The organism is Actinomadura sp. 6N118, from assembly GCF_044326415.1.
Lineage (GTDB): Bacteria > Actinomycetota > Actinomycetes > Streptosporangiales > Streptosporangiaceae > Spirillospora.
In genome coordinates, this window is record NZ_JBIRAZ010000005.1 from 1 (window position 1) to 15,801 (window position 15,801).

General features: G+C 67.6%; 16 protein-coding genes and 4 pseudogenes. 10 read left to right on the plus strand and 10 right to left on the minus strand.

Annotated features, from left to right (window positions below; translation table 11 throughout):
- Positions 1 to 677 precede the first annotated feature (677 nt).
- Positions 678 to 842: a helix-turn-helix domain-containing protein gene (locus tag ACH34W_RS13560; protein WP_395961195.1), complete on the minus strand. Its 165-nt coding sequence runs from the start codon at positions 840 to 842 to the stop codon at positions 678 to 680.
- 586 nt (positions 843 to 1,428) lie between these two features.
- Here ACH34W_RS13560 and ACH34W_RS13565 point away from each other — a divergent pair.
- The 5 genes and pseudogenes from ACH34W_RS13565 to ACH34W_RS13585 all read left to right on the plus strand — a co-directional run bounded on the left by ACH34W_RS13565 (position 1,429) and on the right by ACH34W_RS13585 (position 5,294).
- A complete protein-coding gene (locus tag ACH34W_RS13565) occupies positions 1,429 to 1,704 on the plus strand; it encodes a hypothetical protein (protein WP_395961196.1) in 276 nt (91 codons plus the stop codon).
- Positions 1,705 to 1,864: 160 nt separating this feature from the next.
- Positions 1,865 to 2,251, plus strand: a pseudogene (locus ACH34W_RS13570) (tyrosine-type recombinase/integrase); the annotation flags it as partial.
- A gap of 702 nt (positions 2,252 to 2,953) precedes the next feature.
- Positions 2,954 to 3,974 (plus strand): annotated as a pseudogene (locus ACH34W_RS13575) (IS110 family transposase).
- Positions 3,975 to 4,150: 176 nt separating this feature from the next.
- A pseudogene (locus ACH34W_RS13580) lies at positions 4,151 to 4,769 on the plus strand (IS5 family transposase); the annotation flags it as partial.
- A gap of 45 nt (positions 4,770 to 4,814) precedes the next feature.
- Positions 4,815 to 5,294, plus strand: a complete 480-nt coding sequence (locus ACH34W_RS13585; protein ID WP_395961197.1) for an ArdC-like ssDNA-binding domain-containing protein — start codon at positions 4,815 to 4,817, stop codon at positions 5,292 to 5,294.
- 173 nt (positions 5,295 to 5,467) lie between these two features.
- On the opposite strand, the gene ACH34W_RS13590 is transcribed toward ACH34W_RS13585, so the two are convergent.
- The 4 genes from ACH34W_RS13590 to ACH34W_RS13605 form a co-directional block, all read right to left on the minus strand.
- Entirely contained in the window at positions 5,468 to 6,229 is a 762-nt protein-coding gene (locus ACH34W_RS13590; protein ID WP_395961198.1) for a class I SAM-dependent methyltransferase, read from the minus strand.
- 699 nt (positions 6,230 to 6,928) lie between these two features.
- Entirely contained in the window at positions 6,929 to 7,108 is a 180-nt protein-coding gene (locus ACH34W_RS13595; protein ID WP_395961199.1) for a hypothetical protein, read from the minus strand.
- A 302-nt stretch (positions 7,109 to 7,410) separates the two neighbouring features.
- A complete protein-coding gene (locus ACH34W_RS13600) occupies positions 7,411 to 7,719 on the minus strand; it encodes an ArsR/SmtB family transcription factor (RefSeq protein WP_395961200.1) in 309 nt (102 codons plus the stop codon).
- Between the two features lie 93 nt (positions 7,720 to 7,812).
- Positions 7,813 to 8,115 (minus strand): hypothetical protein, encoded by a 303-nt coding sequence (locus tag ACH34W_RS13605; protein ID WP_395961201.1) that lies wholly within the window; start codon positions 8,113 to 8,115, stop codon positions 7,813 to 7,815.
- 314 nt (positions 8,116 to 8,429) lie between these two features.
- Here ACH34W_RS13605 and ACH34W_RS13610 point away from each other — a divergent pair, with 314 nt between their 5' ends.
- From ACH34W_RS13610 to ACH34W_RS13630, 5 genes and pseudogenes are all read left to right on the plus strand, one after another.
- Complete coding sequence (locus ACH34W_RS13610) at positions 8,430 to 8,894, plus strand: Fur family transcriptional regulator (protein ID WP_395961202.1); 465 nt, start codon at positions 8,430 to 8,432, stop codon at positions 8,892 to 8,894.
- A gap of 267 nt (positions 8,895 to 9,161) precedes the next feature.
- A pseudogene (locus tag ACH34W_RS13615) lies at positions 9,162 to 9,662 on the plus strand (CobW family GTP-binding protein); the annotation flags it as partial.
- A gap of 67 nt (positions 9,663 to 9,729) precedes the next feature.
- Positions 9,730 to 10,209, plus strand: a complete 480-nt coding sequence (locus ACH34W_RS13620; RefSeq protein WP_395961203.1) for a CobW family GTP-binding protein — start codon at positions 9,730 to 9,732, stop codon at positions 10,207 to 10,209.
- The gene (locus ACH34W_RS13625) at positions 10,206 to 11,237 is read left to right on the plus strand and encodes a WD40 repeat domain-containing protein (RefSeq protein ID WP_395961716.1); all 1,032 of its coding nucleotides are present in this window, start codon (positions 10,206 to 10,208) and stop codon (positions 11,235 to 11,237) included. Before ACH34W_RS13620 ends, ACH34W_RS13625 begins: the two co-directional genes overlap by 4 nt.
- A gap of 60 nt (positions 11,238 to 11,297) precedes the next feature.
- On the plus strand, positions 11,298 to 11,702 hold the full coding sequence (locus ACH34W_RS13630) for a hypothetical protein (RefSeq protein WP_395961204.1): 405 nt from the start codon (positions 11,298 to 11,300) through the stop codon (positions 11,700 to 11,702).
- Positions 11,703 to 11,735: 33 nt separating this feature from the next.
- Here the strand turns inward: ACH34W_RS13630 and ACH34W_RS13635 are convergent, their stop codons facing one another.
- From ACH34W_RS13635 to ACH34W_RS13655, 5 genes are read right to left on the minus strand one after another with little or no spacing between them, the layout of a single operon-like run.
- Positions 11,736 to 11,981, minus strand: a complete 246-nt coding sequence (locus ACH34W_RS13635) for a metal ABC transporter permease (protein ID WP_395961205.1) — start codon at positions 11,979 to 11,981, stop codon at positions 11,736 to 11,738.
- Positions 11,982 to 11,998: 17 nt separating this feature from the next.
- Entirely contained in the window at positions 11,999 to 12,484 is a 486-nt protein-coding gene (locus tag ACH34W_RS13640; protein WP_395961206.1) for a metal ABC transporter permease, read from the minus strand.
- Positions 12,481 to 13,284 carry an anchored repeat-type ABC transporter ATP-binding subunit gene (locus tag ACH34W_RS13645; protein WP_395961207.1) on the minus strand — a complete coding sequence of 268 codons (804 nt, stop codon included), beginning with the start codon at positions 13,282 to 13,284 and terminating at the stop codon, positions 12,481 to 12,483. Before ACH34W_RS13645 ends, ACH34W_RS13640 begins: the two co-directional genes overlap by 4 nt.
- The gene (locus ACH34W_RS13650) at positions 13,285 to 14,220 is read right to left on the minus strand and encodes a TIGR03773 family transporter-associated surface protein (protein ID WP_395961208.1); all 936 of its coding nucleotides are present in this window, start codon (positions 14,218 to 14,220) and stop codon (positions 13,285 to 13,287) included.
- Positions 14,220 to 15,797 (minus strand): anchored repeat ABC transporter, substrate-binding protein, encoded by a 1,578-nt coding sequence (locus ACH34W_RS13655; protein WP_395961209.1) that lies wholly within the window; start codon positions 15,795 to 15,797, stop codon positions 14,220 to 14,222. Before ACH34W_RS13655 ends, ACH34W_RS13650 begins: the two co-directional genes overlap by 1 nt.
- Between the last annotated feature and the right edge of the window lie 4 nt (positions 15,798 to 15,801).

Sequence of the window (15,801 nt, forward strand, 5' to 3'; positions counted from 1 at the left end):
CCCTGGGAACGGCCCTCCACCACCACAGCAGTGATCACCAAACGCCTCATCGACATCGCCAGAGACTGACGGCCCGCTCATTCCGATGTCTTGAGACACCCCATTCCTATGTCCTGAGCGAACACACCGCCGTCCCGACACAGAAGTAGCAGGTCACAGGCCGGTTCTCCATGACGGAGCACCGGCCTTTTGATCGCCCGTTAGCCGTTCGTTAGTGAACCAGACCGTCCACCACAACCTTTAGACGGTTCACACAGCATCAGACGGACGCCCAAACGACACCACGGACCCCCGGGGTGTTCACTTCAAGAGCAGGCTCGACTCATTCATGGAGTAGCCCCTCGAGCCGCGACAACCTCCAGATGCCGCCCCGCAGCTCCACCGCGGCCTGCCTTCCAAACTGGCTACGCGGGTTCGATTCCCGTCGCCCGCTCCAGAGTTTCCCCAGGTCAGACCCGTGATTGCCACCGGATGGATCAAGGTCGTAGATCATCCGGCACTCATTTGGCACCGGATTTCGGCCTGGATACGCCGTCAGAATTGGACACTGCGCCGCACGGCCCGTCAGGCGTCGGCATCCGCTATCGGCGGCGTGGGCAAGGCCAGCGTTGGTCAGGTTCACCACCGGTGGCTCGTGCCAGCACCAGGCATCAGCACGAAGATCCTCTCGGGGACGATCAGTTTCGCGTGATCGGTGACTCCACGCCGAGCAGGCTGAGGAGCTCCGCGGTGGGGACTCGGTAGGTGTCGCCGACCTTGATGATGCGGCACGGGAACTCGCCGCGCTTAGCCAGCTCGTAGGCCTTCGTGCGGCCGAGTCCAAGAGCACGTGCGGCAGTCATGAGATCCAAGACCGCTGGCGGCGAGGATAGGTCCGCGAGCAACAGCGGCTCACCGCTACCGCGGAACCGAGATCCACTCGCCATGTTCCAGTTCCCTCCAGCAATGAGCACAGCCACTTGGGCACGGTGCTCGTGTCGAGTCGGATGTCCATCTACGCCGATATGCCTCACAGCGACCCAACACACCACTGAAGGCCCGAAGTGTGACTCTCCGACTCGCTGATCCCGTTAGCCGCAGTCTTGCTGATAGCCAACAGCGTTGAGGAGTGTCCGAGTTGTGGGCTGGGTGTGAGGTGCCTCTTGCTTCATCAGGGTCATGCAGTTGATTGATGCAGAGGCCGCATTGTCTCAGCGCAGGACGAGGAACTTGGCCGAGGTCGGGCTCTCCTCCCTTGGACGTCGTTTCCGATGTGTTCGGGGTGCTGACCCGTGAGCCGGGGCCGCTCAAGTTGTCTGGCGAGGGTCTGGATCTGCCGGCGGCGCGCCTGCGCCTGGATGAGGTGCAGGCGTGGCTGGCGAGTTCAGCGGTGCCGTGCGATGCGCCGTGGCGAGCGTTGATTGGGCAGGTGCGGTCGCAGGATCCGGCATGGCTGGTGGGCGCGGCCGGGTCGCGCTGCCGCGGCTCCGGCAGATCGCCGACCGGCTGGTGGACGGCTGCGCGGCGGACAGGGCCGAACTGGAGGCGGCTGTGTTGTCGGGGTTTGTTACGGCGCCGCGCCACCTGTATGTGGAGCGGCCGCAGCCTGCACTGGAGCGACTCGACCTGGACACCGGTGCGCTCACCGTCGGCCTCCAGCTCATCACCCGCGGGCAGTGGACGCCGCTGCTGTCGGCCCCCAAGACCGAGGCTGGCCCCCGTTAGATCACCCTCGCCCCCGCGACCACCGCCGCCCTCAGGGCTCACCGCCGCCGCCAACAGGCCGAACGGCAGGACCTAGAGCACCTGGCCGGACCGGGCGCCTGGGCGACCACGGATTGGTCTTCACCAAACCCAACGGTGAACCGCTGCACACCAGTCGGTCTCCGAACACTTCAAAGACCTCACAGACCGGGCCAGCCTCCCCCCGATCCGACTCCACGACCTACGCCACGGCGCCGCCACCGTCATGCTCGCCGCCAGCATCGACATCAAGATCGTCCAGGAGATCCTCGTGCACTCCGACCGGGCCATCACCTCCGACAACCTGCACCAGCATCCTCCCGGAGCTGCGGCCGAAGCCATCACAGCGGCCGCCGACGTCATCAACCAGCGCCGCCGAACACCAACAGGGACAGACCAGACACAAGGATGCTCAGGCACACCTCGAGCACACGCATCCCGCAAAACAGCGCGGGCACCCTGTCTGAAGGGAAGAACGCCCAGGCCACAGCTTGATCGTTGGAGTCGGCGAGGGGACTTGAACCCCTAACCTTCTGTTTACAAGCCGCGACAAACCCGTGCCAGCAGGTCACCTGCTCTCCCACTTCCTCCCGGTTCGTACCGGTATCGGTGAGCTGGCGTCCCGGCTCGTCCCGCCTGCTCCCTCGGGGTACCGGGACGCTCGGGCACACCTCGGGCACACGCGCGACTGACCATCTGACGGGTGGACGCTTCACTTGCCTGCGTTCCTCCTCGCGCTGCCGGTCGGCGGCGAGTATGTCGGCTCCGGTTTCGGAACATCATGGCCAAACGGGGGCACCAGGCTTGGGTGAGGTTCTGGGTTTCAAGATGGTGGTGGATCAAGCTTCTGAACTCGGCTGCGAAGCAACTGGCTAGCCGTGAACGGGCTCCGTCTTCGACGGTGCTCGTGTAGCTCGATGGCCGTTCAAGATCGGTTACAGTGCGTAGTGTTGACCTCATAGCTCATTTGCGCCAGCGCCCGGACATGGCTCCCCTCTAATCGCTCTTGCCGGGTCGTTCGTGATCCAGACTCGGTGCTTGGTGGCCGCCGGCGGGTGAGCACTGCTCCTCTCCGAACCGTGAGTTCTGGACACAGACCGTGCCCTCGCCGGTTGGCCGGGAGAAGTGATCGCTGCTGGGATGTCGTGCCCGCCGACAGAAGCGTGAGCACTGCTCGATTAGGTCGCTGATGGTTCTCCCGCAGGCTGCTGATGGTTGGCGTGTTTCGAGAATGGGAGAGGCGTTGCGGTTGTTCGTTGGCGATGATTGGGCCGAGGCGCATCACGACGTCGAGGTGATGGACGAGACTGGCCGGGTGCTGGCCAAGGCGCGGCTGCCCGAGGGACTGGCCGGGATGACACGGCTGCACGCGTTGATCGCGATGCAGGTCGGCGACGGCGACGGCGTCGATGACGGCGTCGATGACGTCGAGGTGCTGGTCGGGATCGAGACTGACCGTGGCCCGTGGGTGCGGGCGCTGGTCGCGGCGGGATACACCGTGTTCGGGGTGAATCCGCTGCAGGCCGCCGCCTACCGCAACCGGCATGGCGTGTCGGGGGCAAAGAGCGATCCGGCGGACGCGCATGTGCTGGCCGATATGGTCCGTACCGATTCCCATCAGCTGCGGCCGAGCGCCGCTGACAGCGCTCAGGGCGAGGCGGTTAAGATCGTCACCCGAATGCACAAGACGTTGATCTGGGAGCGCACTCGTCAGGTGCAGCGACTGCGGCACGTGCTGCGCGAGTACTTCCCCCGTGCCCTGGTCGCAATCCTTACCACGCTTAACGAGCAGGTTAGGGCCCTTCAGGGGCGGGTGGAGGCCTATTTTGCGACCCACCCAGCCGTTGAGCTCGTCCTGTCCCAGCCCGGCCTCGGGACGGTCATCGGCGCCCGGGTGCTCGCCGAGTTCGGTGACGCCGACGGCCGCTATGCCAGTGCCAAGGCCAGGAAGAACTATGCCGGGACCAGCCCGATCACCCGGGCCTCCGCAGAAGAAGGTCGCCCTCGCGCGGTTCGTGCATAACGACAGGCTCCTGGACGCGCTCATGGCTCAGGCGTTCGCCGCGCTGCGAGCCTCGCCCGGCGCCCGCGCCTACTACGACAAGCAGCGTGACCGCGGTGCCGAGCACAACGCCGCGCTGCGCCAGCTCGCCAACCGCCTGGTCGGCATCCTGCACGGCTGCCTCAAGACCGGCGCTCTCTATGACAAGGCGACCGCGTGGTCTCACCACGCCGAGCAGGTCGCAACTTGACGCGAAACGTCCTGGGATGTCTGTGTCAAGAAGCCGTATTGAGCCGCGGTCGTAGGCTGGGTGATGGCGGGTCCGGGAAGTGACTTGTCCGAAGTGCCGACATGGGGATGTGAGTCGGCCGCGCTGGAGTCGGTAGCCGCTCCCCGGTGTCCTCCCGGGCCCGTCGTCGAATGTGTGGCCCGTCGGGCCCGACCGCGCACCGGCGTTTCACCGAGTGGAGCGCGCCCGGGTGTGGGCCAAGCTGCACCGGCTGGTCCTGGACGAGCTGGGAGCGCGTGGTGAGCTGGACTGGTCGCGGTGCGCGATCGACTCGGTTAGCGTCCGGGCCAGTAAAGGGGGGAGCTGACAGGCCCGAATCCTGTCGATCGCGGCAAGAAGGGGTCGAAAATCCATCTGCTGGTCGACCGTGCCGGACTGCCATTGTCTGTCGGAATCTCGGCAGCCAACACCCACGACAAGCTCGGCCTGCAACCGCTGGTACAAGGCATCCCGCCAATCCGCTCACGGCGCGGCCCACGCCGGCGCCGCCTGGGCAAGCTGCACGGCGACAAGGGCTATGACTTCGCCGATGTGCGGCAGTGGCTGCGGAGGCGTGGCATCACGCCACGCATGGCCCGCCGCGGCATCGAGTCCTCGGCCCGGCTGGGCCGGCACCGGTGGGTGGTGGAACGTACGGTCTCCTGGCTGAACGGCTGCCGCCGCCTACATCGCCGCTACGAACGCAAACCCGAACACTTCCTGGCCTTCGTCGGCATCGCCGCCGTCCTCATCTGCCACCGCCAACTCACCAAATGAGATGTCTTCTTAATCATCGACTCCTAACAGGACCGCCTCATTGCCGTGCTTCACGCAATCGCCGAACGCGAGATCATCTTGCTACATGACGGAGCCCAGCCATGGTCACACTGGCTGACCACGGCGGCACGCCATGGCCGGTTCCGTTTCACGAACACCATGCTCATCGGGGCACAGCACCCGGACGCCACCGACGTGCAGTCGTACCAGCAGTGGCAAGAACACAGCCGTCAGGTGTCCCGCGGCAAGAGCGGCATCAGGATCCTCTCCCGTCGCGGCCTTCCGCGCACGGTCTTCGACATAGCTCAGACCGAAGGCCTGACGCCCGGTGCCCCCTGCAGCCACGCCCGCGCATGTGTGGGAACGGCTCCGCAACCTTGCCGCCTCGCTCACCACCAGGGATGCCTGGTCTCCCGGGCGCCCCAGATCTGTTCGGCGGCTTGTTGGCGGCCAGTTCTGATTCTGATTCCCCGCTCGCAGCCAGTTGGTGGGGAGATATCTGGCTGCCATTGTCACAGAGGGTGATCTGCATGGTCAGGCCAGGCGTTCACGACCGCTGCCCGGTCGTCGTCATCGCCGACGAGAGCGGCCTGGTCACTCTGCGGGCCGGTGGCGGTTCAGGCCAGCCGGAGCAGGTTCAGCCGGTAATCCTCGACCTGCGGCAGCTGCAGCTGCTCCATGGTCGCGATCATCTCGCGCTATTCGGCTGGGAGCCTGTCGTGCACCTGGGTGGGCAGGGTGGTGAAGGTGTGCGAGGCGAGCAGGCGGCTGCCCGGCCGCCAGTCTTCGAGCAGCCGCGGGTCCGGGCAGTTCCATCGGAGCCGCGCCTGGACCTTGCTGAGGGCGTCGTGGCTGTCTTGGGTCTCGACCATGCCCGGCCCCGTGGTGTCCAGGGCGAGCAAGGCCTCGGGGAAGCGCTCGGCGAGCAGGTCGATGGCGTGGCGCACGTCTTTTTCGGGCAGGTAGGCCAGCACCGCCTCGGCGGCCAGGAAGTACGGGCCGCCCGTGGCCAGCGGCGCGGCGGTCCAGCCGCCGTCCAGCACCGAGGCGGCGAGCATGCGCCGACGCGAGGTGTCGGCGAAGAAGGTGCGCCGCAGCTCGATGACGTCGGGCAGATCAAGCTCGAACCAGTGGGCGCGGCCGTTGTCGACGCGCTCGTAGCGGGTGTTGAGCCCGGTACCGATCTCCACCACCGTGCCGTCCGGGTGTTCGGTCAGGAAGGCACGCACCCAGTGGTCGAACAGGTGGGTGCGCAGCACCGTGCCGATCAGACTCGGTCCGCCGTCGAAGCGGGCGAAGTCGTAGTCAATCGCGGCCACCATCTGCTCGGCGGCTTGATCGCGCAGCATCGCCTCAGGCTTGCGGCTCTCCACGGCGCGGCCGTAGAGCGGGATCAGCAGCGTCTCCTGGATGGCGCCCAGGCGTACAGAGCGCGCTGGCTTCCGCTGCGGTGCGGCCATGGGTTCCTCCTTGGAGGGAGCGGGCCCGGTGAGGGAACCGACACGGTAGCATAATGGTTATCGTTTTCATACACCGCTGCGCGGATGGTCGCTAAGGGTCACCTACGAACTGGCCGTTCTGGAATTCCCAGTGGCCCCTGTCAGCGGCTTTCTGCTGCTCGTCGGGCACGCGCCCCTTGGCAGTGCGGACCTTCATCCAGAAGGGGCAGCGTCGCCATTGGGCTCACGCTGGGTGGGGTCATCAGCGAGACGCTGGTGTGGCGGTGGATCTTTGCGATCACCCTGCCTGTCGTCGCGTCCGTTCTCATGGTGGCGCCACATGTGCTGATACGCACGCCGCACGGCGCCGATCGAGATGGCTTCGACCTGGCCGGGGCGTTGGCTCGTGCGACGGCTCCCGCACTCCTGATCTATGGCTTGGCGCGGACCACCGACTGTTGGGCATCGGGGCGGACCCTCGGCTTCCTTGGCCCTGAGATTGTGGTGCTAGTAGGCCTAGTGCTGACCGAAGGGCGGAGCAGGAATCCGCTGATCCGGCTGGGTGTCTTCCGGATTCGGTCGGTCGCGGCGGACAATGCGGCTTTCTTCTTGGCCTCGTCGGCCCTGTTCGAGGGCCGCCTTTCTCACCGCCGCCGTCCTGCTCCTTGCTGCCGTCGTGGCTATCGTCGCCATATCCGGATGATGGACGGTTCGCCAGGGCTATACCGGAAGGGAGGGCGCGCCAGCCCAGGAAGGCGAGAAGCGCATGAGCGGCGAGGCTCCAGCAATCAGGAACAGTCCGCTCATGACGCCGAGCACCAGATGAATGATCAAGACGACGACAATCAGAGGTTGCAGGGCGACCCGGATGAACCCCACTGCCCTGCGCAAGGCGATCACGACGGTCACCTTCCTCAAGGACGCTCCGGCGGCGGGCGCCTCCGGGAGCCGACGGTTAGGTCCGAGCTTGGCAAGTCGACCACCCCCTGCGGCTTCCAGACCGGGATACCGGTGGCGAACCTGGAGCAGACAACGAACCGCTGGCCTAGGCACTCCGAGCTTTGTCATGAACGAGCTGGAGGCTTCTTCATCGTGGACCCGACGAGCCGGGTAACGCGGCGACGACCACACGAGTGAACGCGGCGCGGTGTCGATTCCACGGACACCACGGACACCGGCGGGCTGCCGGGCCGAGGGCCCGATCAGGATTCGTCGGCGTGCCGGATCGCGTCCAGGACGATGTGGGCGACATGGTCGTCGACGAGGGAGTACTCGATCTCGCGGGCCATCCGGCGGGCGATGACGATCCGTGAGGCACGCAGCACCCGCAGGTGCTGGGAGACCAGCGGCTGGCTCACCCCCAGGGCAGCCACAAGCTCATGGACGCGCCTGCCGCCCCCGGCCAATTCCCGCACGATTCCCAGCCGCACCGGCGAGGCCAACGCCCTCAGTAGCTCACTGGCAGGATGCAGATCCTGCAAGGGCTCCTCGGAAGTGGAAACTCTATTCACATGCATATATTAGCATGTGAATAGAGTTTCCACTCTTTGCGAGGGTGGTGGCGGGCTTTTCGACTGGCGATGCCCCGCCATTGGCGCGAAAGGTCAGTGGTCGTCCCAGTGCCCGTCGTGCGCCGCGTGGCGGTGCCCGTCGTGCAGGTAGTCGACATGGTCGCCGTGCGGGATGGCGACATGGCCGCAGCCGTGCCCGTGCTGGTGCTCATGTTCCTGGTGCGTCACGTGGCCGGTCAGGTCGCATTCGTCGACGCGGTCGTCGTGAACGCGGTGGATGTGGCCGTCGTGCAGGTAGTCGAGGTGATCGTTGTGCGGGAACGCCACATGGCCGCACCCCTCGCCATGGACGTGCTGGTGATCACTGTGCGTGCGGTGCTCGGTCTCGGTGCTCACTGCCGGACTCCTTGTTACGTAAGGGGTTCTGCGCTTGTCACGGGCGTCACCACAGGCCTCCACCTACCAGAAGGAGCTGCGGAACGCTCCCACCCCAAACACATTAACACATGGCTATCTATGCATGAATTGGCCGATCGATGTCGATTCCGCGAGGCGCATGTGCGAGGAGTGATCCCCGGCGGACACCCCGTCGGGGGCGCCAGCGGACACTCCTTGCAACCTCCAGCTCTCCACTGCAGCTTTGGAAATGGTAATCGTTTTCGCCTATGGTGTGATCTGGCCGAGTGCCGATGTCCAGTTGGGGGTGTGCCGTGAGCTGTGGGAGGGCTGAGGAACTGGTGCGTGCCTTGCCGGACCGGTGGAGGACGCGGCAGCGGATCGCGGTCCTTCACGTCCTGGCGGAGTGTCAGGACTTCGTCTCGGCTCAGCAGTTGCACGCTCTGATGGGCGCCGATGGGATTCGCGTGGGGCTGACGACCGTTTACCGCGTACTGCGGGAGCTGGAGGCGTACGGCCAAGCCGACGTCGTCCGTGATGGCACCGGCGAGCGCCTGTACCGGCCGCGCCCTGCCGACGGGCACCGCCACTATCTGATCTGCCGATCGTGCAGCCGCAGCCGGCCGGTGGATTCCGAGGCGGTGGAGGCGTGGGCCGGCCAAGTGGCCGAGGCCACCGGATTCGCCGCGGTCGAGCACACCGTCGAACTCACCGGGATCTGTGCCGGCTGCCGGCCCGCCACGCCCGGCGGCCACGAGGAAGGATCGTCATGCCGCTAGGAGCCCGTCCACCACGGCAACGGCCGCAGACGCTCGCGCTGAAGCAGACCGTGCGCCGTCTGCTCGGGCTGGACGACGACACCGCGGTGATGATTCAGCAACTGACCTGCACCGAGCCCGGCTGCCCGCCGCTGGAGACGGTCGTCGCCGTGCTGCCGAGCGACGGACCGGCACACCGCTGGACGCTGCACCGCTCCCCCGACCAGATCACCGAGGACGACCTGCGCACCCTGCTCGCCTCCGCCCCCCCAAGGAGACTGACCCGCCATGGACGACATCGCTTCCGCTCCGCCAGCCGCGGGGACCGCCGACGACGACGCGGACGGCCGCGTCCCGGTCACCGTGTTGACCGGCTTCCTGGGGTCGGGCAAGACCACCCTGCTCAACCGCATCCTCACCGAACAGCACGGCCTGCGGATCGCCGTCATCGAGAACGAGTTCGGCGAGGTCGGCATCGACGACGCCCTCGTGCTGGACGCCGAAGAAGAGATCTTCGAGATGAACAACGGATGCATCTGCTGCACCGTGCGCGGCGACCTCATCCGCATCCTCGGCGCGCTCATGCGCAGGCGCGAGCGCTTCGACCACATCCTGATCGAGACCACCGGCCTGGCCGACCCCGCCCCCGTCGCCCAGACCTTCTTCATGGACGACGAGATCGCCTCCCAGCTGCGCCTGGACGCCATCGTCACACTCGTCGACGCCGCCCACGCTCTGCGGCACCTTGACGAGCGCAAGCCCGAAGGCGTGGAGAACGAGGCCGTCGAGCAGATCGCCTTCGCCGACCGCATCGTGCTCAACAAGACCGACCTGGCCGACGAGACGACCATCGCCGATGGTCGTCTCCCGCATCCGCGCGATCAACACCGCCGTGGAGATCATCCCCGCCCAGCACGCCAAGATCGACCTACGCGAGATCATGGACGTCGGCGCGTTCGACCTCGACCGGGTACTGGCGGAGGACCCCGCGTTCCTCACCGACACCGAACACCAGCACGACACCACCGTCACCTCGGTCGGCATCGACCTGCCCGGCGAACTCGACGAGGACCGGCTCAACCAGCGGCTGGGAGACCTGCTCCGGACCAAGGGCGCCGACATCTTCCGTTCCAAGGGCATCCTCGCCATCGCCGGCGCGCCCCAGCGGTACGTCTTCCAGGGCGTGCACATGCTGCTGGATGGCGAGTTCGGCCGCGAGTGGGCAGAAGGCGAGGCCCGCACCAACCGGCTGGTGTTCATCGGCCGCAATCTCGACCGCAACGCCCTGGAGCGCGGTTTCGCCGACTGCCTGACCGGCGCCGGAGCCACCGCATGAGCACCACCACATCCGACACCGGCCTCAGCACCGCCTGGGACGTCACCGTCGACGACGCCCCCGTCGCCCTCAGCGCACAAGGCGACCTGGTCGCGGTCGCCGGAGCCGCCGACACGGCATGGGTCCTGGACGCCGCCACCGGCACCGGCGCCGAGGTTCTCCACCTTCCCGGCGGACTCCTGCGCGTGGCCCTGGCCCCCGGCGCCCAGCACCTGGCGGCCACCGGCCCGACCGGCCACGGCCTATGGCGGCGCGACGACGGACGGGCCATCACCATCGAAACCGGCGCCTGGTCATCGACCGCGGCCTGGGCCGGCGACGAACGGGTCGCAGTCGCCTCCGGCAGACGCACCCTCGTCCTGGACGCCGACGGCAACCAACTGTGGGCAACCGAGCCCGCCGCCAGCACCGTGACCGACGTGGCCTGGATGCGCAACGGGCGTCGACTGGCCGTCGCCGCTTACGGCGCCGTGCGCTGCCATGAACGCCACACCCGGAAGGCGGTGGCCACCTATCCCTATATCGGCTCACACTTGGCGCTGGCCATCGCCTCCACCGGCCGGTGGATCTGCAGCGGCAACCAAGACGCCTCCATCCACATCTGGCGCACCCGCGACGGAGAGGAGCTGACGATGTCCGGATACCCCGAGAAGGTCTCCCGCCTCACCTTCGACGACACCGGCACCTGGCTCGCCGCCGACGGCGCCCCCGACGTGACCGTGTGGGACTTCTCCGGCAAGGGCCCGGCAGGCACCGCACCCCGCTCGTTGCGGGAACACGAGACCATCACCGCGCTGGCCTGGCGGCCCGGCTCAGCCGGACATCTCGCCAGCGGCGACGACGACGGCACCATCGCCCTCTGGCACGCGACCTCCGGCCTGCCCCAATCCCGGCTACGCCCCGCCCGCACCCTCCAGACCGACTCCCCCGTAACCGCGCTGGGCTGGTCGGGACCCGACCTGCTGATCGCCGCCCACCACGATGGCCGAGTACGTGCCCACCGATTGCCCTCCCGGGCCCGCCTCTGAGCCGGGTATCCGGACAGCCCGGACCGCCGTTGGTCACCGGGCGATCCGGCAGGCAACCAGGTGGAATACGCCCGGACGTCGAGCGTGCGATCCACCGCGTCAGGCGGCCTGCCACCTGACGCGAAGCCGGGGATCGAGCCGATCGGCGTCCAGATCACCATCTGTCAGCCAATCCTCGACGGCCTGAGCATCCTCTCGGGTGAGCACCGGTCCAATCGGAATCGCCGCACCGCACGGCTGCCGAGCGGCGTCGCAGGGCTGAACCAGGAGATAACCACCGCTGTCGTGCGCCGCACCCGCCTGGCAGCGCGGCGCACGAAGCAAGCAACCGGTGCGGACGAGCACGCCTTGCGGGCATTGCCTGACGACGGCGGCCAGCCGTGCCATGAAATCCAGACCAGGCTCGTGAGGACGACACGGACCCGCCCGGCAGACCACCACGGTAAATGGCTGGTCGGTCACTGATCCTCCCACCACAGACGGGTCACTTCGTGATCGTCAGCCACCGATGGCCACGGGGTCGGGGGTTTCGCGCGGTGGTGTGTCGTCCGTCGTCGTATGCCGCCCGCGGGTGGTGCGCAGGCGGGCGATCAGGCCGTGGCGTGGGGCCGCGCACCAGCAGATCAGGAACATCGCGGTTACGACGAGCACGATCATTCCGCCTGAGGCCAGGTTGTAGGTGTAGGAGAGGTACAGGCCGATCAGGGAGGCCGCCGCCCCCAGTGCTGGGCCGAGGAGCATCATCACGCCGAGCCTGTCGGTCAGCAGGCGCGCGCAGGCGGCAGGAGCACCAGCAGCAGTAGCCCGGCCCCGGTCAGTGCCACCGTGAGGACGTCTGCGTCGCTGATGCCGAGGATCTGGCCGAACAGGAACGACTCCAGTGAGCCGCTGTAGCCGGGGGCGGTGCTCAAAATGACGATGCCCAAGCCGAACGCGGCGGCGAAGAAGACCCCGATGACGCTGTCCTCTTTGAGTCGCCGGTTTTGCGCGAACACCGCCACCAGCAGCGCGGTGAGCAGGCCCGCCACGGCGCCGCCGAGGGTGAGGTTCCAGTGGAAGACGAAGGCCACGGCGACACCGGGAAACGCCGAGTGGGCCACCGCGTCGCCGATGAAGGCCATGCCGCGCAGCACGACGTGGCAGCCGATGACACCGCACACGATGCCGCACATGGCCGCGACCAGGAAGGCGCGCCGCATGAAGACGTGCTCCCAGGGCCCGGCCAGGAAGTCGGCCAGCGCGCTCACGCGGATGCCTCCAGGAACTCTAGGAAGCGGCCGTTGCGGGCGCCGCCGAACGCGCGCAGCCAGACTGCCGGGTCGCGCAGCTCGGACGGTGGCCCGTCGGCGATCACGGTCTCGTTGAGCAGGCACAGCCGTCCGCAGGTGAGGGCCGCACCTTGCAGGTCGTGGGTGGTCATCAGTACCGCCTTGTCCTCGCGCAGCCGCTGGAGCAGTTCGATGAGCAGTTCCTGGGTGGGCACGTCCAGGCCGGTGAACGGCTCGTCCAGCAGAAGCAGACGTGGCCGCAGCGCCAGTGCGCGGGCCACCAGCACCCGTTGGCGCTGGCCGCCGGACAGTTCCCCGATGGGCCGCCTGCGCAGTGCCGCCATGTCGACGCGTTCCAGGGCCTCTGTGACGGCGGACCGGTCGTCCCGCCCGGCGCGGCGGAACCGGCCGAGCCGGTGGATCCGGCCGCTCATCACGGCTTTTTCCACCGAGATCGGGAAGTCCCAGGCGAACTCGTGGCGCTGCGGGACGTAGCCGACGGTGCCGCGGGCCACTGCGGGCGGTACGCCTTCGATCCGGATCCGGCCGGAGACTGTGGAGATCAGGCCTAGGGCGGCGCGTAGCAGGGTGGTCTTGCCGGCGCCGTTCGGGCCGATCAGTCCCACGAGCTCACCGACGGTGACACGCATGCGCACATCGGTCAGGACACGGCGTCCGCCCAGTTCCACGGCTAGGTTTTCGACGTCAAGGGCCGGTGCGGCCGGGGACTGATCGGCCGCGGCCAGCTCCGAGGTCGGGTCCGAGTTGGTCTGGGGCATTCAGGCCTCCTTTCCGGTCGCCGCTGCCGCGCGGCGGGAGGGCCTGCGCACCATGACCGTGACGGCGATGGCGATCACGACCGCCGCCCCGGCGACGCCGATGATCAGCCAGGCCCACCCGGGGAAGCCCTGGCCGGATTCGGTGCCTCCAGTACCGGGCGTCGTACCTCCGGCGACGAAACCCGCCGGCGCCGCAACGTTGAACGCCGCGTCGGGAGATCCTGCGCCGACGAAGATGCGCAGCAGGCGTCGGTCGTTGACCTGCCTGCCGTCCAGCGTCCGTCCGCTGATGTCGATGTCCAACAGGTAGGTGCCCGGCGCTGAGAACACCCAGTTGCCGTGCGCGTGGGTGTTCAGATCGATGCCCATCTGCTGTGGATAGGACCGCGAACCGTCAAAAAGGACCTTCGGAGCCCCGAAGTCGCCGTTGACGAACAACGCGAAGCGCCCAGGGCCGGTGACCCCGCGCAACGACCAGGTCACCTCGCGGTTGATAGTGGAGGCGACCTGCGGGTCCTGGGTGTTCCAGCCCGGCCAGAGCACGCCTTGCTGCTGCACCTGCGGCAGGACCCACACCTGGGTTCCCGGCTTGCCGAGGAAGGAGAACTGGCTGCCTTCGGGGACCTTGACCTTGGCTGCGTCCACGGTGTGCAGGACGACGTCCTCCACGTTCCGCCACACCGGCGGGCGTACGGTGTCGTCGCGGACCTGCACGGTCCACTTGCCGTCGAGGAAGCGCGGCCCGATGTCGACGTGCCCGTCTGCGATCACCGTCCGTCCGGTGACCGTCGGTTCCCCGGCCTGGACCGAGGGGGAGGGCGACGGCGTGACCTGCGCCGCCGCGTGCGCCGCTGGCAAGAAGGACATGACGGCGCCGGCGAGCGCCGTGAGCAGGCTGGTCCAGACGGCGGCCGTCCTGGACCTCAGATTGGGCATCAGGCGTCTCCCAGGCATTTGCGCAGTTCGGTGGCGTTGTGCCGCATCATGGCGACGTAGTTGCGGGCGGCGTCGTCGAAGGCGTCGCCGTATAGCTTGCAGACTTTGACGCTCTGGTCTTTGGCCACCTGGGTGAGCACCGCCGAGCGCCGTGCGAGGCCTGGTTCCATGAAGACCGCGGGGACGCGCAGGTTGCGGATGGTCTGGGTGAGCTTGGCGACCTGCTCGGCGCTCGGCTCTTGGGCGGGGTTGGGCACGACGAACCCGGCGACGGTCATGGAGTACGCCTGGGCGAGGTAGCCGAAGGCGTCGTGGGTGGTGATGAGCTGCCGCCGATCGGCCGGGATCTGCGCGACTTGTGCGCGGACGAAGGCATCGAGCTTGTCGAGGTCGGCCAGGTAGGCGCGGGTGTTCCTGTCGTAGTCGGCGGCGTGGTAGGGGTCGCGTTTGCGAAGCGTGTCGCGGATGAGCTGCACGTAGGCTTTGGCGTTGCGGACGTCCTCCCACAGGTGCGGGTCGATCTCGCCGTGCACGTGCTTGCCGATCACCGCCTGCGGCAGCTGGTGGACTGGGGTACCGGGCTTGCCCAGGAACGAGAACGCGCGATCGTCAGGGACCTTCTCCAGGGCCCGGTTCGGCACGTCGATGATGACGTCCTTGATGGGCACCTTGCGCTGAGCCGTGGTGGCGCCTCCGGGGGATCGCGCGCCGGGCCGTCCGATGTCGGTCCAGGCATACAGTTCCCCAGCGTCCACGTCGACCGCCAGGTCGGTGTGCCCGTCGTCGAGGATCGTCGCCTTGTCGGCTCCGCCGATCGTGCGGGGATCCACGCCTACTGCGAAGGTGAACGTGCCCTTGCCCATGGGGACCGGTGCTGTGTTGGCGTTGCGCAGTTTGGCTTCCAGGGTCAGCCGGTAGACGCCGGGCTTGGAGAATGCCCAGTTGACGTGTGTGTGCGCGGCGGGCGGCAACGCGACGACGTCCTTGCCGTCCAGCCCGTCGGCGGAGTTGAAGTACACCTTGGGCTGGCCGAGCGCCTCGGTGAGGTAGACCGCCAGTTCCCCTGGCCCGTCCAGGTCGGTCGCCGCCAGCTCAACGTCCGACGACCGCGTCGCCCCCCGCCCGGTACCCTCGCCGCGCACCGCCAGGCCGAGCCAGATGACGTCGAGGCCGATGTTCTCCACCAACGGGATGACATTGGCGCCGTAGGATTCGGCGGCCTCGGCCAGCGACACGTTCGGCACGCCCTTGCGGACGTTGGAGTCGATGGTCTTGATCAGCGAGTGTTCTTCGAGCAGCAGGTGGTTGGTGAACGTCGCGTCCGCCTTCGACACCTTGGCCGCGTCGGCGGGCGCCGGCTCGTAGGAGTGCGGGTCGCCGCCCGGGGGCACGATCGAGTCGACGCGTACCCGGTCACCGCCCACATTCTTGACCAGGTCGGCCAGGATCTCGGTGGTCGTGACCACCCCGAGCGCTCCGCCACCGGCCCGATCGGGGCCACCCGCGCAGCCCGACGCCAGCACGATCAGGGCCACCATCGCCGCGCTCGCTCGTGCGGTCCGGTGAAGGACATGCATGGGG

Excerpts from the sequence above, each read along its gene's own strand:
- ACH34W_RS13560 (WP_395961195.1), bottom strand. The coding sequence starts at position 842 with ATGACTGCCGCACGTGCTCTTGGACTCGGCCGCACGAAGGCCTACGAG.
- ACH34W_RS13565 (WP_395961196.1), top strand. The coding sequence starts at position 1,429 with ATGGCTGGTGGGCGCGGCCGGGTCGCGCTGCCGCGGCTCCGGCAGATC.
- ACH34W_RS13590 (WP_395961198.1), bottom strand. The coding sequence starts at position 6,229 with ATGGCCGCACCGCAGCGGAAGCCAGCGCGCTCTGTACGCCTGGGCGCC.
- ACH34W_RS13620 (WP_395961203.1), top strand. The coding sequence starts at position 9,730 with ATGGTCGTCTCCCGCATCCGCGCGATCAACACCGCCGTGGAGATCATC.
- ACH34W_RS13625 (WP_395961716.1), top strand. The coding sequence starts at position 10,206 with ATGAGCACCACCACATCCGACACCGGCCTCAGCACCGCCTGGGACGTC.
- ACH34W_RS13635 (WP_395961205.1), bottom strand. The coding sequence starts at position 11,981 with ATGATGCTCCTCGGCCCAGCACTGGGGGCGGCGGCCTCCCTGATCGGC.
- ACH34W_RS13645 (WP_395961207.1), bottom strand. The coding sequence starts at position 13,284 with ATGCCCCAGACCAACTCGGACCCGACCTCGGAGCTGGCCGCGGCCGAT.
- ACH34W_RS13650 (WP_395961208.1), bottom strand. The coding sequence starts at position 14,220 with ATGCCCAATCTGAGGTCCAGGACGGCCGCCGTCTGGACCAGCCTGCTC.
- ACH34W_RS13655 (WP_395961209.1), bottom strand. The coding sequence starts at position 15,797 with ATGCATGTCCTTCACCGGACCGCACGAGCGAGCGCGGCGATGGTGGCC.